The following is a 22,959-nucleotide window of genomic DNA, read 5'->3' as shown; positions in this document are numbered from 1 at the left end:
AACGGGTGCGAGTCTGTGTGACTCGCACCCGTTCACTGGGGGCTGTTTGTAACTACCATACTATCCGTGGTCGTCCGCGCCGCGCCCGGCAGTCCGGCGAGCGGTGCAAAAGCGCTCATGGACGGCGGGTAAGTAACAAGCGTATTACAGATGCTTCTCCAGCAGCGCCTGCAGCCTCGCCTTGGGCAGAGCGCCAACCGAGCGGTCAATCTCCTCGCCGTTCTTAAACACAATCAGCGTGGGGATGCTCATGACGCCATACTTCATGGCCAGGTCCTGGTTGTCGTCGACGTTGCATTTGGCAACGGCAAGCTTGCCCGCCAGCTCATCGGCAACCTCGTCAACGATGGGCGACAGCGAACGGCAGGGCCCACACCAGGGAGCCCAAAAATCGACCAGCACGGGAAGGCTGCCGTTGACGGTGGCGTCGAAGTTCTCGGGGGTAATCTGCTTAATGTCAGCCATGGTGACCTCCATAATGCGACGCGGCTCGGCCGCGTAAAACTCAGTACGACCGTGCTTATACCCAGCGGCCCGCAAAGCAACCACTCGCGGGCGGCTCTTTTATCAAAAGCGCCGCAAAACCCCTTTCTTCAGATATGGGGATATAAGGCGCATCGGCGTCAGCCGATATACATATACGGCTGCAAGTGGTATACTGTTTTCATGGATAGATACAGGAGCAACGACAACATAGTCTGGGACTGCGACTACCATGTGGTCTTCTGCCCGAAATACCGCAGGAAGGTGCTCGTGGACGGCATCGGCTCCCGCTTCGAGGAGATCGCGCACGAGGTCGCGGAGGAACTCGATTTCGAGATAAGGGAAATCAAGGTCATGCCCGACCGCGTGCACATGCTCGTCTCAGTCGACCCCCAGTTCGGCATCCACCGGGCCGTGAAGCGCATCAAGGGCAGGACCAGCCACGACCTGCGCGCCGAGTTCCCGCAGCTGAAGCGCAAGCTGCCGACGCTCTGGACGAACAGCTACTTCGTCTCGACCGTCGGCGGGGCGACGTCCGAGGCCGTCAGGCAGTATATCGAGGACCAGAGGAACGCGTGAGGGCCATGGACAAGACCTTCGAGTACCGCATATACCCGAGCGCCGAGCAGGAGGCCCTCCTGCAGAAGACCTTCGGCTGCTGCCGCTGGGTCTACAACAGGGTGCTGGCGATGAGGCGGGACGAGTACGCGTGGACGGGCAAATCGAGGCACATCAACTCCTACATCACCCAGATCCCCGCCTGGAAGAGGGCGGACGCGCCGTGGCTCTCCGAGGTGGACTCCATGGCACTGCAGCAGTCCCTGCGCGACCTGGACAAGGCATTTAAGAACTTCTTCCGCGCACCAGGCAAGGTGGGCTTTCCGAAGTTCAAGTCCAAACGCGCGGGGAGGAAGAGCTACCGCACGAACGGCGTCGGGATAATCGACGCCAGGCACGTGAGGCTGCCAAAGCTGGGGACCGTCAGGGCGCGGGTGAGCCGTCCCGTGGAGGGGCGCGTCCTGTCCGCGACGGTCAAGCAGGTGCCGAGCGGCAAGTACTACGTGGCGATATGCTGCGCGGACGTCCCCGCCACGGACGCGCCGGCCCCGACCGTCGGGTTCCTGGGAGTCGATGCGGGAATACACGACATAGCCACCTGCTCCACGGGGGAGCGCCTGCCCAACCCCAAAAACCTGCAAAGGAGCGAGAGGAGGCTGGCGCGGGAGCAGCGGCGGCTCTCGCGCAAGCGGAAGGGCTCCGCAAATCGCGCCAGGCAGCGTGTCAGGGTCGCGCGGGCGCACGAGAAGGTTGCCAACCGGCGGAAGGACGCCCTGCACAAGTTCACGACGCATGCGGTGGGAGAAAGCCAAAACATCGCGGTCGAGGACCTGAACGTCAGGGGCATGCAGAGGAACCGCCGCCTCGCCAAGGCCGTGGGCGATGCCGCCATGTCGGAGCTGGCGCGCCAGCTCGAGTACAAATGCGCATGGTCGGGGCGCGGCTTCGTAAGGGTGGGCAGGTTCTATCCGTCCAGCAAGACGTGTTCCGCATGCGGTTACGTCTACAGGGGACTGACGCTGGCCGAACGGGTATGGGACTGCCCCGCGTGCGGCATGCGTCACGACCGCGACCTGAACGCCGCCGTCAACATCGCCCGCGAGGGAAGGAGAATCCTGGAAGGTACCGCAGGGCATGCGGGAACCGCGGCAGACGCCGCAAACGCTTGTGGAGAGGGCGTAAGACCTACGGCTGCATGCGCAGTCTAGGCAATTCTCGGTGAAGCAAGAATCCCCTGGCTTTAGCCATGGGGAGTGTCAAATAATGGTGGGCACGCAAACGATTGGAGAGCGCATACCTATGTCACAAAGCCAGAAAAAAGAAGCCATCGCCCAGGCGGCCGAGCAGGAGCTCGCATCGCTTGCGGGTCGTGGCGTGCGCATCGCAGGCAACGCGTGCTCGCCGATTGTGCTGGTAAAAGGCGATTTGGATGAGGCCGAGCGCTCGGGCGGCGAGCTTGCCGCAGGCGCGGATGGCGCGGCGCTGCGTAAGGCGCTCGGGGCCATCGGTTATGCGCCCGAGGATTTCTGCGCGCTGGCAAGCGTTGCCGGCGTGGGCGACGGAGCGGTCGCGGTGGGCGAAGCCCTGCCGTGCGAGCTGTTCCGCGAGGCGCTGGAGGCCCTGGACCCCGAGGCGGTACTGCTGCTGGACAACAGCGCGGCCGACGTCATGCGTGAAACCTATGCCGATATGCTCGTGGCGATCGATGACTTTGACACCGCCATGCTCAAGCCCGGCCTGGTCGCCCACGTGCAGGGGCGTCGCGTACTCGCACTCGATGGCTTTGAGGCCGCTCTGACCGACAAGGCGGCCAAGCAGCGCATGTGGGCCTACATTAAGCAGCTGACCCCGTCGGCCGCTCCGCTGTAACGGGCCTGCGCCGGCAAGGCGACCCGGGCGGTTGAGCCGCACCGCGAGTCCAGTGTCGCGCCCCTACATCACGGCGCGCAGCTCAAACCGGTCGCCGTTGATGCGGAACTGGCAGTTGCCGTTCATGCGCTCCACGGCAAGCTTAATGCTCTTGGTGCCAAAGCCGTGACCGGCATGTTGGGTCACGGGCATGCCGTCGACCATGCGCGGCGCGCGGTCAAACGTATTGGAAACTAACAGCAGCAGCTGGCTGTCCTCTAATCGCAGGTCAAGGTCGACGAATCGCTTTCCTTGGGGTGCGGCGCTTGCGGCGGTGATAGCGTTTTCCAAGGCATTTGAGAGCACGCTAAACAGGTCGGCGTCGCCTACGTGGATGGTTTCGGGTACGGCGGCGCGCAGGTTGGCGGTAATGCCGTTTCTATTGATATCCGAGTTAAATGACGAAAGCGCGATGTTTACGGTCTCGTTGGCGCAGAAGCGGCGTACGGCGGTGCGATCGCCGGCTTCGCAGAGTTCATCGATGCGTTTGAGCGCCTCGTCGGTGTGGCCCTCCTCAATTAAAGCGGCCAGGCCGCGTAGGAAGTGGCGCATGTCGTGGCGCAGAATCGACAGCTCGCGCCCAGATTGACGCCAAGCCTCGAGCTCTTTGATGGCGGCGCTGTCGCGGGTCTCGAGCATCCAACGCTCTCGCTCGGCGGTTTCCTTTTCTTCGTATTCGCGCAGGTAAACGGCAAGAAACATAAGATAGAAGGCACAGAGCGCAAATGCCAAAAACTCAACCGTCACCACCGAGCCCGAGTGGAACAGCGTGGTGTAGACGTTGGTGGCATAGTCAAAGACGTAATAGACGAGCGGCAGGATTAAAAGGATGCCCAGCTCGGTGGTGCTTTTAATCGCCAAGCGCGGACCGATGTCGCCGGCCCAATGCAACAGGACGGCAAAGACGGCGAGTGTGGTCGCGATACGCGCCAGATAGTACGCAATCTGCGAATCGGTTGCGGCAAAGGCGGCGATGCCCATCCAATTGCTGAACTGGCAGCTCAGATAGGCACTCGTAATGCCGAGCGCGGCAAGCAGCGGGCTCAGGCGGTAGCGCGCACACAAATAGATGATGAGCGGCAGATGCACGACGAGCGGATATACCTGGCGGGCGAAAAGCTCGCCGCCGACGGCATTGGCGAGGCCAAATGCGCATCCGGTTACGGCACCGACCAGCACCAGTTCAAGCGCATGACGCCGGTTGATCTCGATACCGCACAGCGCCGCCGAGGCAAAGACGCCAAAGAGTAGCGTCGTGGCGTGGTGGATTGCCCAAAGGATCATTTCGACCGAGGAGACCATCAGCGCCTCCCGCCCTCAAAGCGCACCGCAAAGTAGGCGTCTTGGAATCCCTGCTTGCAGCTGCGCGAAAGCGGGATGCACGCGCCGGAGCGCATGACGATGTCCGTGCGATCGAAGTGGTCGATGTTGCGCAAGTTGACCTGGTAACTACGGTGGCATTTAAAGAAGGTGGCATTTTGCGCCAAGCGGTCCTCGACGCTGCGGAACGATTCGAGCGCCTCGATATCGCGTCCGTCGCGCAGGTGGAAAACCACGTGCTTGTTGCGTGCCTCGGCATATTCGATGTCGGACAGGCGCAGGGCATGGTAACCAAAGGACGTTTTGATGACGAACTCGTCGGTCGCCGACGGGCGCATGCTCGAAAGCTCGTCGAGCAGCTGCGCCAGGCGTTCGTATGCCACGGGCTTGAGCAGGTAGTCGAAGGCGCGGACTTCGTAGGACTCCAGCGCAAACTCGGGCGACGAGGTGAGGAACACCAGGCGCACGTCGGTATCGGACTGGCGCAGCTCGCGCGCGGTGTCCATGCCGTTGACGAGCGGCATGATCATGTCGAGCAGGATGATGTCGGCGCGCGACGCGGCATGGCGCGCCAGCAGGTCCTCGCCGCGCGTAACGAGCGCAACATCGACCGCCGTGCCCTTCTCGGTCGACCAACGGTCGATCATCCGGTGCAGTCTATCTAGAAAAGCGACGTCATCGTCGCAGGCAATAATCTTGAGCATTCGGGCCCCCTTAGTAGTTCGATTTTGCCACATTGGGCGCGTGCCGCTCGCGGGGGAGCGCCCGTTCGTGCCTCATGGTGCGCAACTCGCGCCGAGCGGTATTGCGGTGGCGAAAGATGCCTCCTGCGCTATCGAGAGCTCGGCTATCCTCAGCTTGCCAGTTCGAAAATGGACCTGCCGCATGATTGAATCTTTATTTCAACTTTACACCTAGGTTTACAGCTGTCTTGTCAGCTGTAAACCTAGGTGTCATACTAAAGCCCCAAGATTCGCCAAAAGAGAGGGGCCTTGATGGCACAGAGCGCGAACATGGATGCATCGGAGCTTGCACGCGACATTGCGGCCGGCCTGGCATCGGCAACGACGGCAACGGAGCGCGCGGCATTGGTGCCCGCAGAGCTCGTCGAGGCCATTCAGCAACTTAAAACCCAACGCGACGCGGTGATCCTGGCACACTATTACGTGGCACCCGAGGTCCAGGCTGTGGCCGATTACGTCGGCGACAGCTTCTACCTGGCTAAGCTCGCCAAGAGCCTGCCGCAGCAGACCATCGTGCTGTGCGGCGTGGAGTTTATGGGCGAGAGCGCCAAGCTGCTCAACCCCACCAAGACCGTGCTGCTGCCCGAGCCGGGCGCGGACTGCCCCATGGCTCATATGGTCAAGCGCGAGACGGTCGACGCGGCGCGCGCCGAGTACGGCGACGACCTGGCCGTGGTCTGCTACGTCAACTCCACGGTCGAGATCAAGAGCTGGAGCGACGTGTGCGTCACCAGCTCCAACGCCGTCAAGATCGTGTCCGAGCTGCCGCAGCAGCATATCCTGTTCATTCCCGACCAAAACCTCGGCCGCTTCGTAGCCGAGCAGGTGCCGCAAAAGCACGTCATTCTCAACAACGGCTACTGCCCGCGCCATCACATCATCACCGTCGAGCAGATTGTCGACGCGACGGAGGCCCACCCCGACGCGCTCGTGCTGGCGCATCCTGAGTGCAAGGCCGACGTCCTTGCCGAGGCCGACTACATCGGCTCCACCGCCGGCATCATCAAGTATGCCGAGGAGTCCGACGCGAGCGAGTTTATTATCGTGACGGTCCGCGGCGTGCTCTACGAGCTCGAGCGCCGCTGCCAGGGCACCGGCAAGAAGTTCTACTTCCCCGCGGTGCAGCCCACCTGCGTCAACATGGATCTCATCACGCTCGAAAAGCTCGTGCACTGCCTGGAGACAGGCGAGGGCGAGGTGCAGATCGGCGTGTCGGGCGAGGCTGCCGATCAGGCCAAGCTCACGCTCGACCGCATGCTCGAGTACGCAGCGCGTTAGAACAATGTGGCATGAGGGACGGTCCCTTATGTCACATTCAAGGGAGAGGATTCCTGTGGAAACCAAGCAATACCCCGATATGGAGTGCGACGTCGTCATTGCCGGCTGCGGCGTAGCGGGCCTGTACGCGGCTCTCAACCTGCCGACGAGCACGCGCGTGATCATGCTCTCCAAGGGCGCGGTCGACGAGTGCGATTCGATGCTCGCGCAGGGCGGCATCTGCGTACTGCCCGAAGGCTCGGACTACGATGCCTTCTTTGAGGACACCATGCACGCCGGCCATTACGAGAACCGCCGCGAGAGCGTCGACATCATGATCCGCTCGAGCCGCTCGGTCATCAACGACCTGCTAGCGATGGGCGTGGATTTTGAGCGCAAGGCCGACGGCAGCCTCGACTTTACCCGCGAGGGTGCACACAGCCGTCCGCGCATTGCCTTCCATGCCGATATCACCGGCAAGGAGATCACGACTAAGCTGCTTCAGGCTGTCCGCAAGCTGGACAACGTGCAGATTTTGGAGCACGTGGCCATGACCGACATCCTGACGGGCGAGCGTGACGGCGACACGGTGTGTGCCGGTGTCGTCGCCGTTTCCGTGGACGAGGACAACTCGGTTCGTCCCGCCGACGAGCTGGTAAATGCCGCTGAGGGCGCGCATGCCGGCGAGCCGTTTAAGATCCATGCCCGCCACACGCTGTGGGCGACGGGTGGCATTGGCGGCGTGTACGACCACTCGACCAACTACCCGCAGCTCACGGGCGACGCCTGCTACATCGCTCAGGAGCATGGCATTAAGATGGAGCACCTGGACTACGTGCAGATTCACCCCACGGGACTGTTCTCGCCGCAGCCGGGTCGCACGTTTCTGATCAGCGAAAGCTGCCGCGGCGAGGGCGCGATTTTGCTCAACGCCGCCGGCGAGCGCTTTACCGACGAGCTTCAGCCGCGCGATGTGGTCGCCGCCGCCATTCGCGAGCAGATGAAGCAGGACGGTACCGAGCACGAGTGGCTGAGCTTTGCCCCTGTCGAGCGCGACGTGGTGACTGGGCACTTTGCCAACATTCGCGCACGCTGCCTGGAGGACGGCCGCGACATCTTGGACGAGCCCATCCCCGTTACGCCCACGCAGCACTACTTTATGGGTGGCGTATGGGTCGATAAGGACGGCCGCACCTCGATGCCCGAACTCTACGCAGCCGGTGAGACGGCCTGCAACGGCGTTCACGGCAAGAATCGCCTGGCTTCCAACAGCCTGCTCGAGGCGCTGGTCTGGGGTCGTCGCGCCGCGTGGTACATGCGCACCGGCGAGTCGCTCGCAGTGGAGCAGGCGGGCGATCCCGCGCTCGATGGCCGTCATCGCGCCCTGGGCGCCGACCCTCTGGCAATCGATGATTTGGCCCGTGCCGCCGGCACGCAGGCCGTGGAGGAGTAGACCATGAATCCCATTACCATGAAGCTCGTCGTCGATGATCTGATTCTGCAGGCTCTGCGCGAGGACATTACGTTTGAGGACGTGAGCACGGCGAGCGTGTGCCCCACGGCGCGTCCCGCCACGGTGGAGCTCATCGCCAAGGCCGACGGCATCATCGCGGGCCTGGACGTGTTCGCTCGCACCTTTGAGCTGCTGGATCCGCAGAGCTCGGTGCTGTTTGATGTTGCCGACGGTGACGAGGTGCACGCCGGCGACCACGTGGGCCAGGTGCGCGGCGACGCGCGCGTGCTGCTTTCGGGCGAGCGCGTGGCGCTCAACTATCTACAGCGTATGAGCGGTATCGCTACCTACACGCACAACATGGCAGCGGCGCTCGAGGGTACCAAGACCGTGCTTGTCGACACACGCAAGACCACGCCGGGCATGCGCGTCTTCGAGAAGGCCGCGGTCGAGATCGGTGGCGGCAGCAACCACCGCTACAACCTGTCGACGGCCGTTATGCTTAAGGACAACCATATCGACGCCGCCGGTGGTGTGACGCGTGCGATCGAGATGGCACGTGCCCACGCATCGTTTACCACGACGGTCGAGATTGAGTGCGAGAACTTGGACATGGTACGCGAGGCCGTGGAGGCCGGTGCCGATATCATCATGTTCGACAACATGACCCACGACGACATGGCTGCCGCGATTGAGCTTATCGCCGGCCGCGCCAAGACCGAGTGCTCGGGTAATGTGGATGTCAGCAATATCCGCGCGCTCGCCGACCTGGGCGTTGACTTTATTAGTTCGGGGGCATTGACGCACTCTGCGCCGATTCTCGACCTCTCGCTCAAGCACCTGCGTCTGCTGGACGGTAAATAATGGACGCCCGCGAGCGTCGCCGTGCCATCATGGGCGTGCTCGAGGGGGCCACGGAGCCCGTTTCGGGCAGCGCGCTTGCTCGCGAGGTGGGTGTGAGCCGCCAGATTGTCGTGCAAGACATCGCCCTGCTGCGCGCCGATGGGCACGATATCGTGGCGACCAACCGTGGTTATGTGCTGCAGGAGGCCCCCAGCAGCCCCGCCGTGCCCACGCGCTTGGTCAAGGTTCGCCACGGCGTGGAGCAGGCGGGCGATGAGCTCACGAGTATCGTCGACGCGGGCGGTGCCGTGCTCAACGTGATCGTCAACCACCGCGTGTACGGCAAGATCACGGCCGACCTGGACATCCGCAATCGTCGCGATGTTGGGCGCTACCTGCACGATATCGAGAGCGGCAAGAGCTTTCCACTACTAACGGTGACGAGCGGCTATCACTTCCATCGCATTGCGGCGGAGGATGAGCAAACCCTCGACGAGATCGAGGCCATGCTCAAGGAGAAGGGCTATCTGGCAGACCTAATGCCCTACGAGGACGATTTGTCCTAGTCGACGCCGCATCTATAAGTTGCGGTGAAATAGTTCCTAAAATCGGCATCCAAGACATAAAACAGGAACTATTCCACCGCAACTGCCAAGGGTCCCGCTCCAAATTAGCTGCCCACATATGCAAAAGGAGGCCTCCGCGGCGATGCGGAGGCCTCTTTTTTGTGCACGGTGTACTTTTGAGTGTGCAAGTGGGGGAGTTGTTACTCCTCGACGATCTCGGTGATCGCGCCGGCGGGGCAAGCGTCCTGGCAAGCGCCACAGGCGACGCAGGAATCCTCGTCAGCGACGGTAGCGACGTCCTGGAGCTCCAGAACGCCAGCGGGGCAGGAGTCGACGCAAACGCCACAAGCGATGCACTCGTCGGCATCAATTACGGGATGAGCCATGGTAGTTTCCTCTCTGTTGACCGACGCTACAGGCGATGCGCGTCGGTTTGATTCGGGCAAAAACATACCACGGGAGCGACCGTTTGCAATACCCTCTGACCGGCATCTTCATACCGTTCGCCGAGTATGCCACGGCTTACTAAAAAACATGCAGGTGAGGCCGTTGAGCTGCGCAAATGTTAGCTATAGGTGACTTGTAATATAGAGCGATTGAGCGCGCCTGCGGAAAGGGCATCCCGTTATTTGGCCGAAAACCGGGTCGCAGTTTCCGGTTGGGCCTTCAGATGGAAACTGCGACCTGGAATCCACGCTCAAACCGGGACGAGCTTTCCATAAGGCAGCCCCAGGCGCTCCCGGATGCAAACCTTAGCCATCTCTATATAGATCTCAATAGATTTGCTGAGAACTCAATCAGCGCATCTACCTGCGTATTTGAGAACCTAAACTCTCAGCAACAAGAAATCTTATATGAATTGACTTAGATTTTGTATATTCCGGCCCATAAGGGGATACACTACATCCTGAAAGACAAGCCGAAACACCGCGCGGCAGACCGCCGAGTCGGTGCAAACGCACAAGAGAGAGGGAATTTCTAATGGGCAAGATTCTTGGTATCGACCTTGGTACTACTAACTCCGCAATGGCCGTTCTCGAGGGCGGTTCTCCGACCATTATCGTGAACGCCGAGGGCGACCGCACCACGCCGTCTGTCGTGGGCTTCCGTGCCGACGGCGACCGCGTCGTGGGTAAGGCCGCTAAGAACCAGGCTGTCACCAACCCCAAGAACACCGTGTTCTCCATCAAGCGCTTCATGGGCCGCAAGTACTCCGAGTGCACCTCCGAGATCAAGACCGTGCCGTATGAGGTCAAGGAGGGCCAGGGTGGCCGTGCCGTCGTCGACATCGAGGGCAAGGATTACACCGCCGAGCAGGTGAGCGCCATGACGCTCGCAAAGATGAAGGCCGACGCCGAGAAGTATCTGGGCGAGACCGTCACCGACGCCGTCATCACCGTCCCGGCCTACTTCAACGACGCCCAGCGTCAGGCCACCAAGGACGCCGGTAAGATCGCTGGCCTCAACGTCAAGCGTATTGTCAACGAGCCGACCGCTGCTGCTCTGGCCTATGGCCTGGACAAGCAGGGCACCGACCAGCGCATCCTGGTCTTCGACCTGGGCGGCGGCACCTTCGACGTCTCCATCCTCGACCTCGCCGACGGCGTGTTTGAGGTTCTGTCCACCTCGGGCGACAACCACCTGGGCGGCGACGACTGGGATCAGCGCGTCATCGATTGGATGGCCGATAAGTTCCAGCAGGAGAACGGTGTCGATCTGCGTCAGGACCCCATGGCCCTGCAGCGTCTGAAGGAGGCCGCCGAGAACGCCAAGAAGGAGCTCTCTGCCGCCCAGCAGACCACCATCAACCTGCCGTTCATTACCATGAACCAGTCCGGCCCGCTGCACCTCAACTACACGCTGACCCGCGCCGAGTTCGAGAAGATCACCCGCGACCTGCTCGAGCGCTGCAAGCAGCCTGTCACCAACGCCCTGCGCGACGCCAAGCTTAAGCTCTCCGATCTGACCGAGGTCATCCTCGTCGGCGGCTCCACCCGTATGCCCGCCGTCCAGGAGCTCGTCAAGACCATGACCGGCAAGCAGCCCAACATGTCCGTGAACCCCGACGAGGTCGTTGCCGACGGCGCTGCCGTCCAGGGCGGCGTGCTCACCGGCGACGTCGAGGGCATCCTGCTGCTCGACGTGACCCCGCTGTCGCTGGGCGTCGAGACCATGGGCGGCATCATGACCAAGATGATCGACCGCAACACCACGATCCCGACCTCCAAGACCGAGGTTTACTCCACCGCTGCCGACAACCAGACCAGCGTTGAGATCAACGTGCTCCAGGGCGAGCGCGAGCTTGCCCGCGACAACAAGTCGCTCGGTAAGTTCCAGCTGACCGGCATCCCGGCTGCCCGCCGCGGCGTGCCGCAGATCGAGGTCACCTTCGACATCGACGCCAACGGCATCGTCAAGGTCTCCGCTAAGGACAAGGGCACCGGCAAGGAGCAGCAGATCACCATCTCTGGCTCCACCGCTCTGTCCGACGACGAAGTCGATCGCATGGTCAAGGACGCCGAGGCTCATGCCGAGGAGGATAAGAAGCAGAAGGAAGAGGTCGAGGTCCGCAACCAGACCGACAGCCTGTGCTACTCCACCGAGCAGACCCTCAACGAGCTGGGCGACAAGGTTTCCGCCGACGTGAAGTCCAAGGCCGAGGCCGCTATCGCCGACGCCAAGAAGGCACTCGAGGGCTCTGACGTCGAGGCCATCAAGGCCGCTGGCGAGTCCCTGCAGTCTGTGGCCTACGAGCTGGCTCAGGTTGTCTACGCCGACGCTCAGCAGCAGACCGACGGTGCCGCCGGCGCCCAGCCTGCCGACGACGACGTCGTCGACGCCGACTACGAGGTTGTGGACGACGAGGACAAGTAATCATGTCCGCCCGTAAAGCTCGCACGGAGGCGGCTGCCGCTGGCACCGCCCCCGTTGACTCTGAGGAGAAGGACGTGAAGATTCCCGTAGAGGCCGCAGACGTTACCGAGGCCAATGAGGCCGAGGCCGCCGAGGCTGCCGAGAACCAGGTAGAGGATTCCAACAAGGAGGCGACGATGACCGAGGACGAGATGGTGGAAGCCGCTATCCGCGCCGGTGAGGAAGCCGCCGACAACGACTTTAAGCTCAAGTTCGAGCAGGCTCAGAAAGAGCTTGCCGATGTGCGCAACGAGCTCGATGCTGCGGCAGAGGCTCAGAAGGCCGCCGAGGACAAGGCAAAGGACGCCACCGAGCGCACCGCCCGTCTGCAGGCCGACTGGGAGAACTTCCGTCGCCGCACTGCCAATGAGCGTATCGCCGAGCGCGAGCGCGCGACCGAGAAGCTCGTCACCGCGCTGCTGCCGGTGGTCGACGATATCGAGCGTGCGATCGACCATGCCCGCAGCCAGGAGCTTGCCGACGACTTTAAGCAGTTCGTCGACGGTGTCGACGCGGTGCATGCCAAGCTGCTCGATGTGTTTGCGCACGAGGGCGTTGAGCCCATCGACCCCAAGGGCGAGGCGTTCGATCCGCTCGAGCACCAGGCCGTGGGCCGCGTCGAGGACGCATCGCAGTACGACGAGACCGTCAACGACGTGTACCAGAAGGGCTACCGCATGGCGGATCGCATCCTGCGTTCCGCGATGGTGACGGTGACCTACGGTGGCGAGAAGCGCCCCGCACCGGAGCCCGAAGCGGCGCCCGAGGATGCTGCGGCCGATACGGCCGAGAGCACCGAGGAGTAATTGAGAAGGGCCCCGGGGCAACACCCGGGGCCCTTTCTGGCCTAGTGCCATATGAAAGCATGAGCCGTCGTCCGCGGGGACGGCGGATGAAACAGGAGAGGAGCTACGATGGCTGCAGGCAAAACCTTCTATGACATCCTGGGCGTATCCAAGAGCGCCTCCGACAAAGAGATCAAGAGCGCGTTTCGCAAGCTCGCGCAAAAATATCACCCCGATGCCGGCGGCGACGAGGCCAAGTTTAAGGAGATTAGCGAGGCCTACGAGACGCTTTCGGACGAGAAGAAGCGCAAAGAGTACGATCAGATGCTCATGTTCGGCGGCATGCCGGGCGCGGGCGGTGCGTATGGCGGCGGCTATGGTGCCGGTGCTGGCGCGAGCGGCTGGGGCGATATTTTCGACAGCATCTTTAGCGGCAACGGCGCCTGGGGCAGCGATTGGGGCTCTGGCTTTGCCGGGGCTGCGGGCGCTGCCGGTGCCGGCGCGGGCCGCAACCGCGCGCGCAAGGGCGGCGACCTGTCGCTGACCGTCGATGTGACGGCCGAGGACGCGTTTCGCGGCGTGACGCACAAGGTCACCTACCGCATTCCCTCGACGGGCGAGCAGCAGACCATTACGGTTTCGGTACCCGCGGGCGCGGTCGACGGCGGCAAGCTGCGCTACAAGCGCCGCGGCGAGTACGGTGTTGCCGGAGGCGAGCGCGGCGACCTGGTCGTGACCACGCATGTGGAGGAGCATCCGCTGTTTAAGCGCAAGGGTGCCGATGTGACCATGGAGGTGCCGATCTCGGTCTACGAGGCGGCGCTCGGCTGCACGGTGGACGTGCCCACGCCCGGTGGCGCGACGGTTCGTCTGAAGGTGCCCGCGGGTACCCAGACGGGCAAGAAGTTCCGCTTTAAGGAGATGGGTGCGCCCGACGTCAAGCATCGCGGCCGCACGGGCGCGTTGCTTGTCGAGATCAAGGTGCAAGTTCCCACGAACCTGTCCGACGATGAACGCGAGGCCATGACCAAGTTGCGCGAGGCCGACACGCGCGACTATCGCGAGAAGGTCAACCGTTACAAGGCGACGTACTAGGGCGGTCGCGGCGCACGCCCGCGCCCGCGGGCTTATGATGGACGATAACGAGACGGAAAGGGGTCAGGTAGCATGGCCGAGGACAATAGGAACAAACCGCTGTACATGATCAGCGTGGCGGCCGAGCTGACCGGCATGCATCCGCAGACCCTGCGCGTCTACGAGTCCAAGGGCCTGGTGAACCCCCAGCGCTCGGGCGGCAACACGCGTCTGTATTCGCGTGCCGATATCGAGCGCCTGGAGCTCATCAACCAGCTCACCGACGAGGGCATCAACCTTGCCGGCGTGGTACGCATCCTCGATATGAAGGAGCGTGCTGAGGAGCGCGAGCGCGAGAACGAGAAGCTCCGCGCCCGCGTTCGCCAGCTCGAGGACGAGCTACACGAGTACAAGATGCAGAAGAAGATCACCGCCCTGGCCCCGCGCGACGGCTCAGTTAACCCCGAACAGGTCATGCGCAAGCTGCTGGGTGCGGGAACCGATTTGTAGTTACGCGGGATGCATTCGGGCAATCTGGCATTCAACTTCATGATCCCTTGGGGACGGAGGAAAACGGATCACTGAGGGGGTCGGCCTGACCCAATGATCCGTTTTCCTCCGTCCCCAAGGGATCATTTTTGCCTGCTCACACCGGGCTCGTCCTTTACTTTACCGAGATAAAGTGAACGCGCAGATTCGTAACCCACTCGCAACCGTTCTATGGCACGATATTGAACGAATGTATGCTATGCGCCCGAGCCTTTCGGGCAGAGTGGGAGACAGTATGGTCAAGCTGTACGAGGACGGCATCTACCTGCGCGGCGGCAACGAGGTTGTGCCTGCGGCCGAGGCTGCTGAGCGCGGCATTACGCAGACGCCCGAGGATGCCAAGCGCGGCACCATTGCTTATTCGATTCTTCAGGCACATAACACGTCGGGCGACCCCGAGGCCCTCAAGATTCGCTTCGACGCCATGGCGAGCCACGATATCACCTTTGTCGGCATCATCCAGACGGCGCGCGCTTCGGGCATGGAGCAGTTCCCGCTGCCCTACGTGCTCACCAACTGCCACAACTCGCTGTGCGCCGTGGGCGGCACCATCAACGAGGACGACCATGTCTTTGGCCTTTCCGCGGCCAAGAAGTACGGCGGCATCTTCGTTCCGCCGCACATCGCCGTCATCCACTCCTTTATGCGTGAGAACTTCGCCGGTTGCGGCAAGATGATCCTGGGTTCCGACTCGCACACCCGCTACGGCGCCCTGGGCACCATGGCCGTGGGCGAGGGCGGCGGCGAGCTGGCAAAGCAGCTGCTGCGTGACACCTACGATGTTGCCTATCCCGGCGTTGTCGCCATCTACCTCACGGGCGCCCCGCGCCCCGGCGTCGGCCCGCACGATGTGGCGCTCGCCATCATCCGCGCCGTCTTTGCCAAGGGCTACGTCAAGAACAAGGTCATGGAGTTTGTGGGCCCCGGCATCGCGAGCATGACGACCGACTACCGCAACGGCGTCGATGTCATGACCACCGAGACCACCTGTCTGTCGAGCATCTGGGCCACCGACGAGGACACACACGCGTTTTTGACCATGCACGGCCGCGGCGACGACTACCGCGAGCTCAAGCCCGCCGATGTCGCCTACTATGACGGCTGCGTCGAGGTCGACCTGTCGAGCATCAAGCCCATGATCGCGCTGCCGTTCCATCCTTCCAACGGCTTCGAGATCGACGAGCTCAACGAGAACCTCGAGGACATCCTGCATGAGGTGGAGCTCGAGGCTGCCAAGATCGGCGAGGGCAAGACGCACTTTAGCCTGCTCGACAAGATCGTCGACGGCAAGCTGTACGTGCAGCAGGGCGTTATCGCCGGCTGCTCGGGCGGTAACTACGATTCCGTGGTCCAGGCTGCCCGCGTGCTCAAGGGCGCCAACACCGGCTGCGGCGAGTTCTCGCTGTCGGTCTATCCTACGAGCCAGCCCGTGGCACTCGAGCTTACGCGCCGCGGCTATATTTACGACCTTATGGAGGCCGGCGCGATCGTGCGTACGGCGTTCTGCGGCCCGTGCTTTGGTGCCGGCGACACGCCTGCCAACAACGGCCTGTCCATCCGCCACACCACGCGCAACTTCCCCAACCGCGAGGGTTCCAAGCCGGGCAATGGTCAGCTGAGCGCCGTGGCCCTGATGGACGCCCGCTCCATCGCGGCGACGGCGGCCAACGGCGGCATCCTGACGCCGGCGACCGACCTGCCCGAGGAGACCTGGGACGAGGCCTGCGAGTACACCTTCGACGACGCGCCGTACAAGAAGCGCGTGTACTGGGGCTTTGGCAAGGCTGAGCCTGCCGACGAGCTGGTCGAGGGCCCCAACATCAAGCCGTGGCCCGCGATGGAGCCGCTCGGCGACGACATCCTGCTCAAGGTGTGCTCCAAGATCATGGACCCGGTCACCACAACCGACGAGCTCATTCCCTCGGGCGAGACGAGCTCCTTCCGCTCCAACCCGTTGGGCCTAGCCGAGTTTACGCTCAGCCGTCGCGACCCTGTCTACGTGGGTCGCTCCAAGGAGGTCGACGCCGTGGAGAAGCGCCGTGTTGCCGGTGAGGCCGCGGGAGATCTGGCCGCGCTTGATGCCGAGCTTGCCAGTGTGTTTGAGGCGCTGGCCGGCGCGGGTGTCGCGGCAGATGCCAAAGCTACCGAGTACGGCTCTATGCTCTACGCCAAGAAGCCCGGCGACGGTTCCGCCCGCGAGCAGGCCGCGAGCTGCCAGCGCGTGATCGGCGGCCTGGCCAACATCGTTCACGAGTACGCCACCAAGCGCTATCGCTCTAACGTGATGAACTGGGGCATGGTGCCCTTCCAGATGGAGGCCGAGCCCAACTTTGAGGTGGGCGACTACGTCTTCGTGCCGGGTATCCGCGCCGCGCTCGACGGCGATCTGCAGAACATCGCTGCCTACGTGGTGCGTGTCGACGGCGCGGTCGAGCAGATTGAGCTCTACATCGCCGACATGACGGCCGAGGAGCGCGCCATCGTCAAGGCCGGCTGCCTGATCAACTACAACAAGTTCAAGGCCGCTGCCGAGTAACGCACATACTTGTCCGCCCCGGTTATACCTTTCCCTGCCGCTCACGCGCTTCGCGAGGGTCGCGTCAGAGAAAGGTATAACCGGGGCTACTTGTTAAGTGCTGCTCGTTGGGTCTTGAGGGCGCTAAAATCGAGGTTGCAACTCTCCTCTATGGGGGAGTGCGCCTTTGTTCATATGCTATCTAGAATTGACAGTATGAAGTTGGCGCTTTAAAGTGAGCTCAAAACACTCTCGTTTGTGGAGTTGAAGATGAAGCGTTGCACTTCTGTTTTGTTGCTGTTGGTGGCTTGCGTCGTCGCTGCTGCGGGCGTGGTCCTATTTGGCTCGCTTATCTTCTATGGGCCGAGTGGGGTTGAGCAGACGGTTGAGATGGCGTCCCTTGTTGCATCGATGCCCGGGCAAATGATTTCGGACGTTACAAAGCCCGATGAGATAACGCTCGATATCGAGGAAACGCCGGGCATTCTAAGCATAAGCAACTACCCCATGATTGAACTTGGCTCGTCTCGCTATACCAAGGACGAGAAGTTGTCCCGACAGGCGCTGGACTTGCTAAACGGGCGTTCGTTCAAACGCTGGGACGGTTGGGATGCCTATGAGCGCCGACGTGGTTCTGTGAACGGTGGCTACTATACAACGCTGAAGTTGTATTCATCTGATGGCAAACTGATGCGCACCGTTAACTACAATCCGGAATACGCAAAAGCCGGAGGTGGGGACGGCGTCTATATCCAAGATGGCGGCGTGACCTACATTCTTGAAGGCGACCAGCAGCAGGTGATCGATTTTTTGGATCGTTGCGTGATGGACGCGTACGACCAGACCTGCCTGCCCGACCCGCAGACTGCACGCGATGGTGGATCTGCTCGTACATGGCTATTCGAGGATGAGATGCCCTAGACCGCCGAATCGGGAAGCACGGGCTCGGCAAAAGAGTAGAGAACGCGACCACCACAAAGGTGCCCCTTTGCGGTGGTTTTCAGTCTGTCTCGATCTGTAACATCTGGGCCGTTAAAAGTGGGCTTGGTGTTGCAGATTTAGATTATCGATTCGGGTGTCTTCTGTTTATCTCGATCTGTAACAGGTGGACCCTTATTTGCCGAGTAGTTGTTACAGATTTAGATAAACGGGCGCCGCTGAGCATTTCATCTCAATCTGTAACATCTGGGGTCAAAAACGGCCGCTAGATGTTACAGATCGAGACAGATGAGCGCCGGAGTCGAAAATCACCACAAAGGTGCCTGTCCCCTTTGTGGTGGTGGGGGGCGGGCTCGATGTTATTGTGATCGCTGGGCAGCATTTTAATGAATGTCTCTACAGGATTTCATCTGGGGTGGCGGGTTTGGTTGTTTTGGGGATGCCGAGTTTGGACGACGCGAAATCGTCAACATTGTCCTTAATTCCGTCTTTGGTGTAGACGGTGACCATATAGGTGCTGTGTCCGAATTCGCTCTTGTCGCGTGTTGCCCAGGCCTGCCAGTAGGCGGCCCCACTTCGCCCTTCGATTTTTCCGACACGGCGGAGTTCTGTTCGCTTTAATTTCTGGTTGCTATAGATGGTTCGACCGTCCTCCTCGGTGAGCCCGCACTGTCCAAGCATCTTGTCGAGGACTTGGTTCATGTGGCGCTCATCGGTGTTTGGTGCGTAGTCGTAGGCGAGGGTGATGGAGTCGAGTGGCTGGTCGTCGATCAGATAGTTTAGCGCCTGAGGTTCAAGGCAGAAATGGGGGGAGCATCCGTCGATCTGACCGAGCAGTGGCAACTTTGACTGCCAAAATCCGGTGGGAATTCTATCTTCGTAAAACACGCCGCGGCAGATAAAGGAGAGCGAGGTGGCACGCGAGCCGGCGTCGACCATCCCGCACAAATCGAAGGGCGAGGCGATACCGAGAGAAAAGGGCGTGATGACGATAAGGAAGAGCATCACGATGGGTACGGCGAGAATGGCGATGACGTTGCGACCGGTGGAATGAGACGGCTTCATATGATCTCCCCGAAACAAAAAGCTGTTGAGGATAGATAGAAATAGATAAATTCAGATAACAAATTAAGTTTAATCTCATGGCGTGAGATGGTCGACCGTTAGCGTCGAAACCCACCACAAAGGTGCCTGTCTCCTTTGTGGTGGTGGGGAGCGAGCGGCTTCTTTTGGTGATAGTGTTAGCTGACGGTATCATTAGGGCAAATGACGCAGATCTGCATTGCGAGGTGTTTTGCTGTGAGTCGCTCTGCCCGTATTGGATTGATTGCTCTGGCGCTTGCGATCGCCGTGGTTGGTGTGGGCGTTGTCGGTATGGCATTTCTGCCTGCTGCGGTGACGGAGCCGGTGGTTAAGCCTGTGACTCAATCAGTCGAACTTCTGACCGGCGACGAAAAACCCGAGACCATTACTGTTGATTTTGATGAGAAACCGGCAGCGCTGGGCATTAGCAATTATCCGCGCATTCAGCTTGGGGCCATGCGCTACACCATGGACGCGAGCCTAATCAGCAAAGCGTCCGAGCTGCTCAAGGGCAAAACCTTTAAGCGCTGGTATGGATATGCGTCCTATCGGGCAAAAGCGAACGACATGGTTGGCGGATGCCACTCTTCCATCGAGCTGGACACTGCAAACGGCGCAAAGTTATGTGATGTCTCGTACGATCCGGGCTACGAGGGCAATGAGGGTCCGGGCATCTACATCATGGACGGCGATGTCGCCTATGTCATGGAGGGCGACCAGACCGAGCTCAACGATTTTATGGGTCAGTGTATCCAAGATGCCTATGGACAGACCTGCTTGCCCGATCCGCAGATTGCACGCGATAGTGGGTCTGCCCGCACGTGGCTGTTCGAGGATGAGATGCCCTGGAACGCCAAATCGGGAAGCACGGGCTCGGCAAGTAAATAGAGACTGCAACCACCACAAAGGTGCCTGTCCCCTTTGTGGTGGTTTTCGGTCTGTCTCGATCTGTAACATCTTGGCCGCTAAAAGTGGGCCTGGTGTTACAGATTTAGATTTTTGATCCGGGTGTTTTCTGTTCGTCTCGATTTGTAACAGATAGAGCTCTATTTTCTGACTAGATGTTACAGATTTAGATAAACGGGTGCCGCTGGTCATTTCATCTCAATCTGTAACATCTAGAACCATAAACAGCCGCTAGATGTTACAGATTGAGATAGTAAGGGGACGAGGCCGTAGCGGGTGAGCGCACCTGCTCCCTATCTTTCAATCACTCAGAAAATCTTATATATAGAGACTTAGATTTGTGTATAAGATCGCGCAAAGCTGGCAACAATACTTCTCGAACAACGTGAAGCCGCCCCGTAGGGCGGCCGCCCCAAGAGAGGTGATTCCATGAGAATCGATAAGCTAGCAATGACGTCGCGCGAGGCGTTGCAGACCGCCATGAGCACGGCTGCCGACGCGCAGGCTGGCGCGGTAGAGCCGATTCACCTGCTGTCCGCCCTGCTCGGTGCCGGCGAGCGCAATATCTCCGTGATTATCGAGCGCATCGGTGCTGACCCAGCTCAGCTCGCACGCTCCACACAGGATGCCATCGACCACGCGCCCAAGGTTTCGGGCGAGGGTCAGCAGATGGGCCTTTCCAATGAGCTCGTCCGTGTCATCGAGAAGGCCGAGAAGAAGGCCGCCAAGATGGGCGACAGCTTTGTGGTGACTGAGCATCTGCTCATGGCACTTGCCGAGGACAAGGGCGAGGCGGGCCGCGTGCTGCGCGGCGCCGGCGTGACCAAGGAGCGCATCGAGCAGGTCTACGAGGAGCTGCGTGGCGATGACCGCGTGACATCTGCCGAGGACAAGACCCAGTTTGAGGCGCTGGAGCAGTACGGCCGCAACATCTGCGACCTTGCCCGCGCCGGCAAGCTCGACCCGGTCATCGGTCGTACCGACGAGATCCGCCGTACCATTCAGGTCCTGTCCCGCCGCACCAAGAATAACCCTGTGCTCATCGGCGAGCCGGGTGTCGGCAAGACGGCCATCGTCGAGGGCATCGCCCAGCGTATCGTGGCCGGCGACGTGCCGAGTACCCTGCGCGACCGCGACCTCATCGAGCTCGATATGAGCGCGCTGGTCGCCGGCGCCAAGTACCGCGGCGAGTTCGAGGACCGTTTGAAGGCCGTGCTCAAGGAAGTCCAGAAGTCCGAAGGCAAGGTCATCCTGTTTATCGACGAACTCCACACCATCGTGGGCGCGGGTGCCACCGAGGGTTCTATGGACGCCGGCAACATCCTCAAGCCGGCGCTCGCCCGTGGCGACCTGCACGCGATCGGCGCGACCACGCTCGACGAGTATCGCAAGTACATCGAGAAGGACGCGGCGCTCGCACGCCGTTTCCAGACCGTTCTGGTGAGCGAGCCCACCGTCGAGGACACCATCTCGATCCTGCGTGGCCTCAAGGAGAAGTACGAGATCTTCCACGGCGTGCACATCACCGACGGCGCGCTCGTGGCGGCCGCAGACCTCTCCGATCGCTACATCGCCGACCGCTTCCTGCCCGACAAGGCTATCGACCTGGTCGATGAGGCCGCAAGCCGCCTGCGCATGGAGCTCGACAGCATGCCGGTCGAGATCGACGCCACCACGCGTCAGCTCACCCAGCTACAGATCGAGGAGCAGGCGCTCATGAAGGAGACCGACGACGCCTCCAAGGAGCGTCTGGGGGCCCTGCGCCAGGAGATTGCCGAGATCCAGGAAATGCTCAACGTGCAAAAGGCCGGCTGGCTCAACCAAAAGAACGCCATCGACCGCGTGCAGGAGCTCAAGGGCCAGCTCGACGAGGCCAAGAGCGAGGAGGAGCGGGCGACGCGTAACGGCGATCTGGGCCGTGCGTCCGAGCTGCGCTACGCTGTGATTCCGGGCCTACAGCAGCAGATTCAGGAGTCCGAGGCCGCGCTCGAGGCGCAGAAGGAGCAAAACGGCGAAGGCCTGAACGAGCAGGTGACCTCCGATGAGATCGCCGAGGTCGTGAGCGCCTGGACCGGCGTGCCCGTTTCCAAGATGATGCAGGGCGAGCTCGACAAGCTCAAGGGCCTGGAAGGCGAGCTGCATAAGCGTGTCATCGGCCAGGACGAGGCCGTCTCCGCCGTCGCCGCGGCCGTGCGCCGCAGCCGCGCGGGTCTCTCCGATCCGGACAAGCCCATCGGCAGCTTCTTCTTTCTCGGTCCCACTGGCGTGGGCAAGACCGAGCTCGCCAAGGCGCTGGCCGAGTGCCTGTTCGACGACGAGCGCGCGCTCGTACGTATCGACATGTCCGAGTACATGGAGAAATTCAGCGTCCAGCGTCTGATCGGTGCGCCTCCGGGATACGTGGGCTACGACGAGGGCGGCCAGCTCACCGAGGCCGTGCGCCGTCGTCCGTACTCCGTGATCTTGCTCGACGAGATGGAGAAGGCTCATCCGGACGTCTTCAACGTGCTGCTGCAGGTGCTTGACGACGGTCGTCTGACCGATGGTCAGGGTCGTCAGGTGTCCTTCAAGAACACGATCATCATCATGACGTCCAACGTGGGCTCCAAGGCCATCGCCGACCTGTCCGGTAAGGACGAGGAGGAGATGCGCCATCAGGTCGACGCGGCCATGGCTCAGACCTTCCGCCCCGAGTTCCTCAACCGTATCGACGACATCGTGGTGTTCCATCCGCTCGGCATGGCGCAGATCGAGAAGATCGTCGACATCCAGCTCGCCGACGTCCGCGCACGTCTGGCAAAGGAGCGCATGACGCTTGCCATCACCCCAGCGGCCAAGCAGATGCTCGCCGTGGGCGGCCTGGACCCGGTCTTTGGCGCCCGTCCGCTCAAGCGCCTGGTGCAGCGCGAGGTCGTGGACGCCATCGCCGCCGCCATCATCGATGGTACGGTGCGCGAGGGCGATCAGGTGACGGTCGATGTCGACAAGGACGGCGGCTTTACCGTCGTGTGCGACAACACGCCGTCGGCCACCTACGAGGTCCCCGACGCCGAGTAGATTTTTG

Annotated in this window: 20 protein-coding genes; 15 read left to right on the top strand and 5 right to left on the bottom strand. The window is 61.5% G+C overall.

Annotated features, from left to right (window positions below; translation table 11 throughout):
- Positions 1-144: 144 nt before the first annotated feature.
- Positions 145-465 (bottom strand): thioredoxin, encoded by a 321-nt coding sequence (gene trxA, locus ABHR75_RS00435; RefSeq protein ID WP_117746516.1) that lies wholly within the window; start codon positions 463-465, stop codon positions 145-147.
- 201 nt (positions 466-666) lie between these two features.
- Here trxA and tnpA point away from each other — a divergent pair, with 201 nt between their 5' ends.
- The 3 genes from tnpA to ABHR75_RS00420 all read left to right on the top strand — a co-directional run bounded on the left by tnpA (position 667) and on the right by ABHR75_RS00420 (position 2,910).
- Positions 667-1,062, top strand: coding sequence for an IS200/IS605 family transposase (gene tnpA, locus ABHR75_RS00430; RefSeq protein ID WP_346963354.1), 396 nt, complete (start codon positions 667-669; stop codon positions 1,060-1,062).
- Between the two features lie 5 nt (positions 1,063-1,067).
- The gene (locus tag ABHR75_RS00425; protein WP_229042264.1) at positions 1,068-2,249 is read left to right on the top strand and encodes an RNA-guided endonuclease TnpB family protein; all 1,182 of its coding nucleotides are present in this window, start codon (positions 1,068-1,070) and stop codon (positions 2,247-2,249) included.
- Positions 2,250-2,340: 91 nt separating this feature from the next.
- Positions 2,341-2,910 carry a hypothetical protein gene (locus ABHR75_RS00420; protein ID WP_430392704.1) on the top strand — a complete coding sequence of 190 codons (570 nt, stop codon included), beginning with the start codon at positions 2,341-2,343 and terminating at the stop codon, positions 2,908-2,910.
- A 63-nt stretch (positions 2,911-2,973) separates the two neighbouring features.
- Here ABHR75_RS00420 and ABHR75_RS00415 read toward each other — a convergent pair whose 3' ends face one another.
- Together ABHR75_RS00415 and ABHR75_RS00410 are read right to left on the bottom strand one after the other, a co-directional pair.
- Positions 2,974-4,251: a sensor histidine kinase gene (locus ABHR75_RS00415; protein ID WP_346963353.1), complete on the bottom strand. Its 1,278-nt coding sequence runs from the start codon at positions 4,249-4,251 to the stop codon at positions 2,974-2,976.
- Positions 4,251-4,973 carry a LytR/AlgR family response regulator transcription factor gene (locus ABHR75_RS00410; RefSeq protein ID WP_346963352.1) on the bottom strand — a complete coding sequence of 241 codons (723 nt, stop codon included), beginning with the start codon at positions 4,971-4,973 and terminating at the stop codon, positions 4,251-4,253. Before ABHR75_RS00410 ends, ABHR75_RS00415 begins: the two co-directional genes overlap by 1 nt.
- Before the next feature lie 291 nt (positions 4,974-5,264).
- Between ABHR75_RS00410 and nadA the strand changes: the two genes are divergently transcribed.
- Genes nadA through ABHR75_RS00390 form a run of 4 tightly spaced genes read left to right on the top strand, consistent with a single transcriptional unit; the run spans position 5,265 to position 9,131 of the window.
- A complete protein-coding gene (gene nadA / locus ABHR75_RS00405) occupies positions 5,265-6,290 on the top strand; it encodes a quinolinate synthase NadA (protein WP_346963351.1) in 1,026 nt (341 codons plus the stop codon).
- A 28-nt stretch (positions 6,291-6,318) separates the two neighbouring features.
- Positions 6,319-7,722, top strand: coding sequence for an L-aspartate oxidase (locus tag ABHR75_RS00400; RefSeq protein ID WP_430392703.1), 1,404 nt, complete (start codon positions 6,319-6,321; stop codon positions 7,720-7,722).
- A 3-nt stretch (positions 7,723-7,725) separates the two neighbouring features.
- Entirely contained in the window at positions 7,726-8,586 is an 861-nt protein-coding gene (nadC, locus tag ABHR75_RS00395) for a carboxylating nicotinate-nucleotide diphosphorylase (protein ID WP_346963349.1), read from the top strand.
- Positions 8,586-9,131: a transcription repressor NadR gene (locus ABHR75_RS00390; protein WP_346963348.1), complete on the top strand. Its 546-nt coding sequence runs from the start codon at positions 8,586-8,588 to the stop codon at positions 9,129-9,131. The genes nadC and ABHR75_RS00390 overlap by 1 nt, the downstream gene beginning before the upstream one ends.
- 200 nt (positions 9,132-9,331) lie before the next feature.
- On the opposite strand, the gene ABHR75_RS00385 is transcribed toward ABHR75_RS00390, so the two are convergent.
- Positions 9,332-9,583 (bottom strand): ferredoxin family protein, encoded by a 252-nt coding sequence (locus tag ABHR75_RS00385; RefSeq protein WP_158564522.1) that lies wholly within the window; start codon positions 9,581-9,583, stop codon positions 9,332-9,334.
- Between the two features lie 529 nt (positions 9,584-10,112).
- Here ABHR75_RS00385 and dnaK point away from each other — a divergent pair.
- The 6 genes from dnaK to ABHR75_RS00355 all read left to right on the top strand — a co-directional run bounded on the left by dnaK (position 10,113) and on the right by ABHR75_RS00355 (position 17,888).
- Positions 10,113-12,005 carry a molecular chaperone DnaK gene (gene dnaK, locus ABHR75_RS00380; protein ID WP_006235214.1) on the top strand — a complete coding sequence of 631 codons (1,893 nt, stop codon included), beginning with the start codon at positions 10,113-10,115 and terminating at the stop codon, positions 12,003-12,005.
- Between the two features lie 2 nt (positions 12,006-12,007).
- Positions 12,008-12,850: a nucleotide exchange factor GrpE gene (locus ABHR75_RS00375; protein ID WP_346963347.1), complete on the top strand. Its 843-nt coding sequence runs from the start codon at positions 12,008-12,010 to the stop codon at positions 12,848-12,850.
- A 108-nt stretch (positions 12,851-12,958) separates the two neighbouring features.
- Entirely contained in the window at positions 12,959-13,924 is a 966-nt protein-coding gene (locus ABHR75_RS00370) for a DnaJ C-terminal domain-containing protein (RefSeq protein WP_270226352.1), read from the top strand.
- 72 nt (positions 13,925-13,996) lie between these two features.
- The gene (locus ABHR75_RS00365) at positions 13,997-14,413 is read left to right on the top strand and encodes a heat shock protein transcriptional repressor HspR (protein WP_117746523.1); all 417 of its coding nucleotides are present in this window, start codon (positions 13,997-13,999) and stop codon (positions 14,411-14,413) included.
- A gap of 274 nt (positions 14,414-14,687) precedes the next feature.
- Positions 14,688-16,988, top strand: a complete 2,301-nt coding sequence (locus ABHR75_RS00360) for a hydratase (RefSeq protein WP_346963346.1) — start codon at positions 14,688-14,690, stop codon at positions 16,986-16,988.
- Between the two features lie 249 nt (positions 16,989-17,237).
- Positions 17,238-17,888 carry a hypothetical protein gene (locus tag ABHR75_RS00355; protein ID WP_346963345.1) on the top strand — a complete coding sequence of 217 codons (651 nt, stop codon included), beginning with the start codon at positions 17,238-17,240 and terminating at the stop codon, positions 17,886-17,888.
- A 414-nt stretch (positions 17,889-18,302) separates the two neighbouring features.
- Here the strand turns inward: ABHR75_RS00355 and ABHR75_RS00350 are convergent, their stop codons facing one another.
- Complete coding sequence (locus ABHR75_RS00350; protein ID WP_195544654.1) at positions 18,303-18,971, bottom strand: hypothetical protein; 669 nt, start codon at positions 18,969-18,971, stop codon at positions 18,303-18,305.
- Positions 18,972-19,205: 234 nt separating this feature from the next.
- Between ABHR75_RS00350 and ABHR75_RS00345 the strand changes: the two genes are divergently transcribed.
- Together ABHR75_RS00345 and clpB are read left to right on the top strand one after the other, a co-directional pair.
- Positions 19,206-19,877: a hypothetical protein gene (locus tag ABHR75_RS00345; protein ID WP_346963344.1), complete on the top strand. Its 672-nt coding sequence runs from the start codon at positions 19,206-19,208 to the stop codon at positions 19,875-19,877.
- A gap of 447 nt (positions 19,878-20,324) precedes the next feature.
- A complete protein-coding gene (clpB, locus tag ABHR75_RS00340) occupies positions 20,325-22,952 on the top strand; it encodes an ATP-dependent chaperone ClpB (RefSeq protein WP_346963343.1) in 2,628 nt (875 codons plus the stop codon).
- The last annotated feature ends 7 nt before the right edge of the window (positions 22,953-22,959 follow it).

This window comes from Collinsella aerofaciens, assembly GCF_039752955.1.
GTDB lineage: Bacteria > Actinomycetota > Coriobacteriia > Coriobacteriales > Coriobacteriaceae > Collinsella > Collinsella aerofaciens_BI.
The sequence above is the reverse complement of the archived record's forward strand: the minus strand, read 5'-3'. Positions and strand labels throughout refer to the sequence as shown.

Bases quoted from the DNA above. Each gene is read 5' to 3' on its own strand.
- ABHR75_RS00425 (WP_229042264.1), top strand. From the start codon at position 1,068: ATGGACAAGACCTTCGAGTACCGCATATACCCGAGCGCCGAGCAGGAG.
- ABHR75_RS00350 (WP_195544654.1), bottom strand. From the start codon at position 18,971: ATGAAGCCGTCTCATTCCACCGGTCGCAACGTCATCGCCATTCTCGCC.
- dnaK (WP_006235214.1), top strand. From the start codon at position 10,113: ATGGGCAAGATTCTTGGTATCGACCTTGGTACTACTAACTCCGCAATG.
- ABHR75_RS00415 (WP_346963353.1), bottom strand. From the start codon at position 4,251: ATGGTCTCCTCGGTCGAAATGATCCTTTGGGCAATCCACCACGCCACG.
- ABHR75_RS00410 (WP_346963352.1), bottom strand. From the start codon at position 4,973: ATGCTCAAGATTATTGCCTGCGACGATGACGTCGCTTTTCTAGATAGA.
- nadC (WP_346963349.1), top strand. From the start codon at position 7,726: ATGAATCCCATTACCATGAAGCTCGTCGTCGATGATCTGATTCTGCAG.
- ABHR75_RS00375 (WP_346963347.1), top strand. From the start codon at position 12,008: ATGTCCGCCCGTAAAGCTCGCACGGAGGCGGCTGCCGCTGGCACCGCC.
- tnpA (WP_346963354.1), top strand. From the start codon at position 667: ATGGATAGATACAGGAGCAACGACAACATAGTCTGGGACTGCGACTAC.
- ABHR75_RS00400 (WP_430392703.1), top strand. From the start codon at position 6,319: ATGTCACATTCAAGGGAGAGGATTCCTGTGGAAACCAAGCAATACCCC.
- nadA (WP_346963351.1), top strand. From the start codon at position 5,265: ATGGCACAGAGCGCGAACATGGATGCATCGGAGCTTGCACGCGACATT.
- ABHR75_RS00360 (WP_346963346.1), top strand. From the start codon at position 14,688: ATGGTCAAGCTGTACGAGGACGGCATCTACCTGCGCGGCGGCAACGAG.
- clpB (WP_346963343.1), top strand. From the start codon at position 20,325: ATGAGAATCGATAAGCTAGCAATGACGTCGCGCGAGGCGTTGCAGACC.
- ABHR75_RS00385 (WP_158564522.1), bottom strand. From the start codon at position 9,583: ATGTTTTTGCCCGAATCAAACCGACGCGCATCGCCTGTAGCGTCGGTC.
- ABHR75_RS00370 (WP_270226352.1), top strand. From the start codon at position 12,959: ATGGCTGCAGGCAAAACCTTCTATGACATCCTGGGCGTATCCAAGAGC.
- ABHR75_RS00420 (WP_430392704.1), top strand. From the start codon at position 2,341: ATGTCACAAAGCCAGAAAAAAGAAGCCATCGCCCAGGCGGCCGAGCAG.
- ABHR75_RS00390 (WP_346963348.1), top strand. From the start codon at position 8,586: ATGGACGCCCGCGAGCGTCGCCGTGCCATCATGGGCGTGCTCGAGGGG.
- trxA (WP_117746516.1), bottom strand. From the start codon at position 465: ATGGCTGACATTAAGCAGATTACCCCCGAGAACTTCGACGCCACCGTC.
- ABHR75_RS00365 (WP_117746523.1), top strand. From the start codon at position 13,997: ATGGCCGAGGACAATAGGAACAAACCGCTGTACATGATCAGCGTGGCG.
- ABHR75_RS00355 (WP_346963345.1), top strand. From the start codon at position 17,238: ATGAAGCGTTGCACTTCTGTTTTGTTGCTGTTGGTGGCTTGCGTCGTC.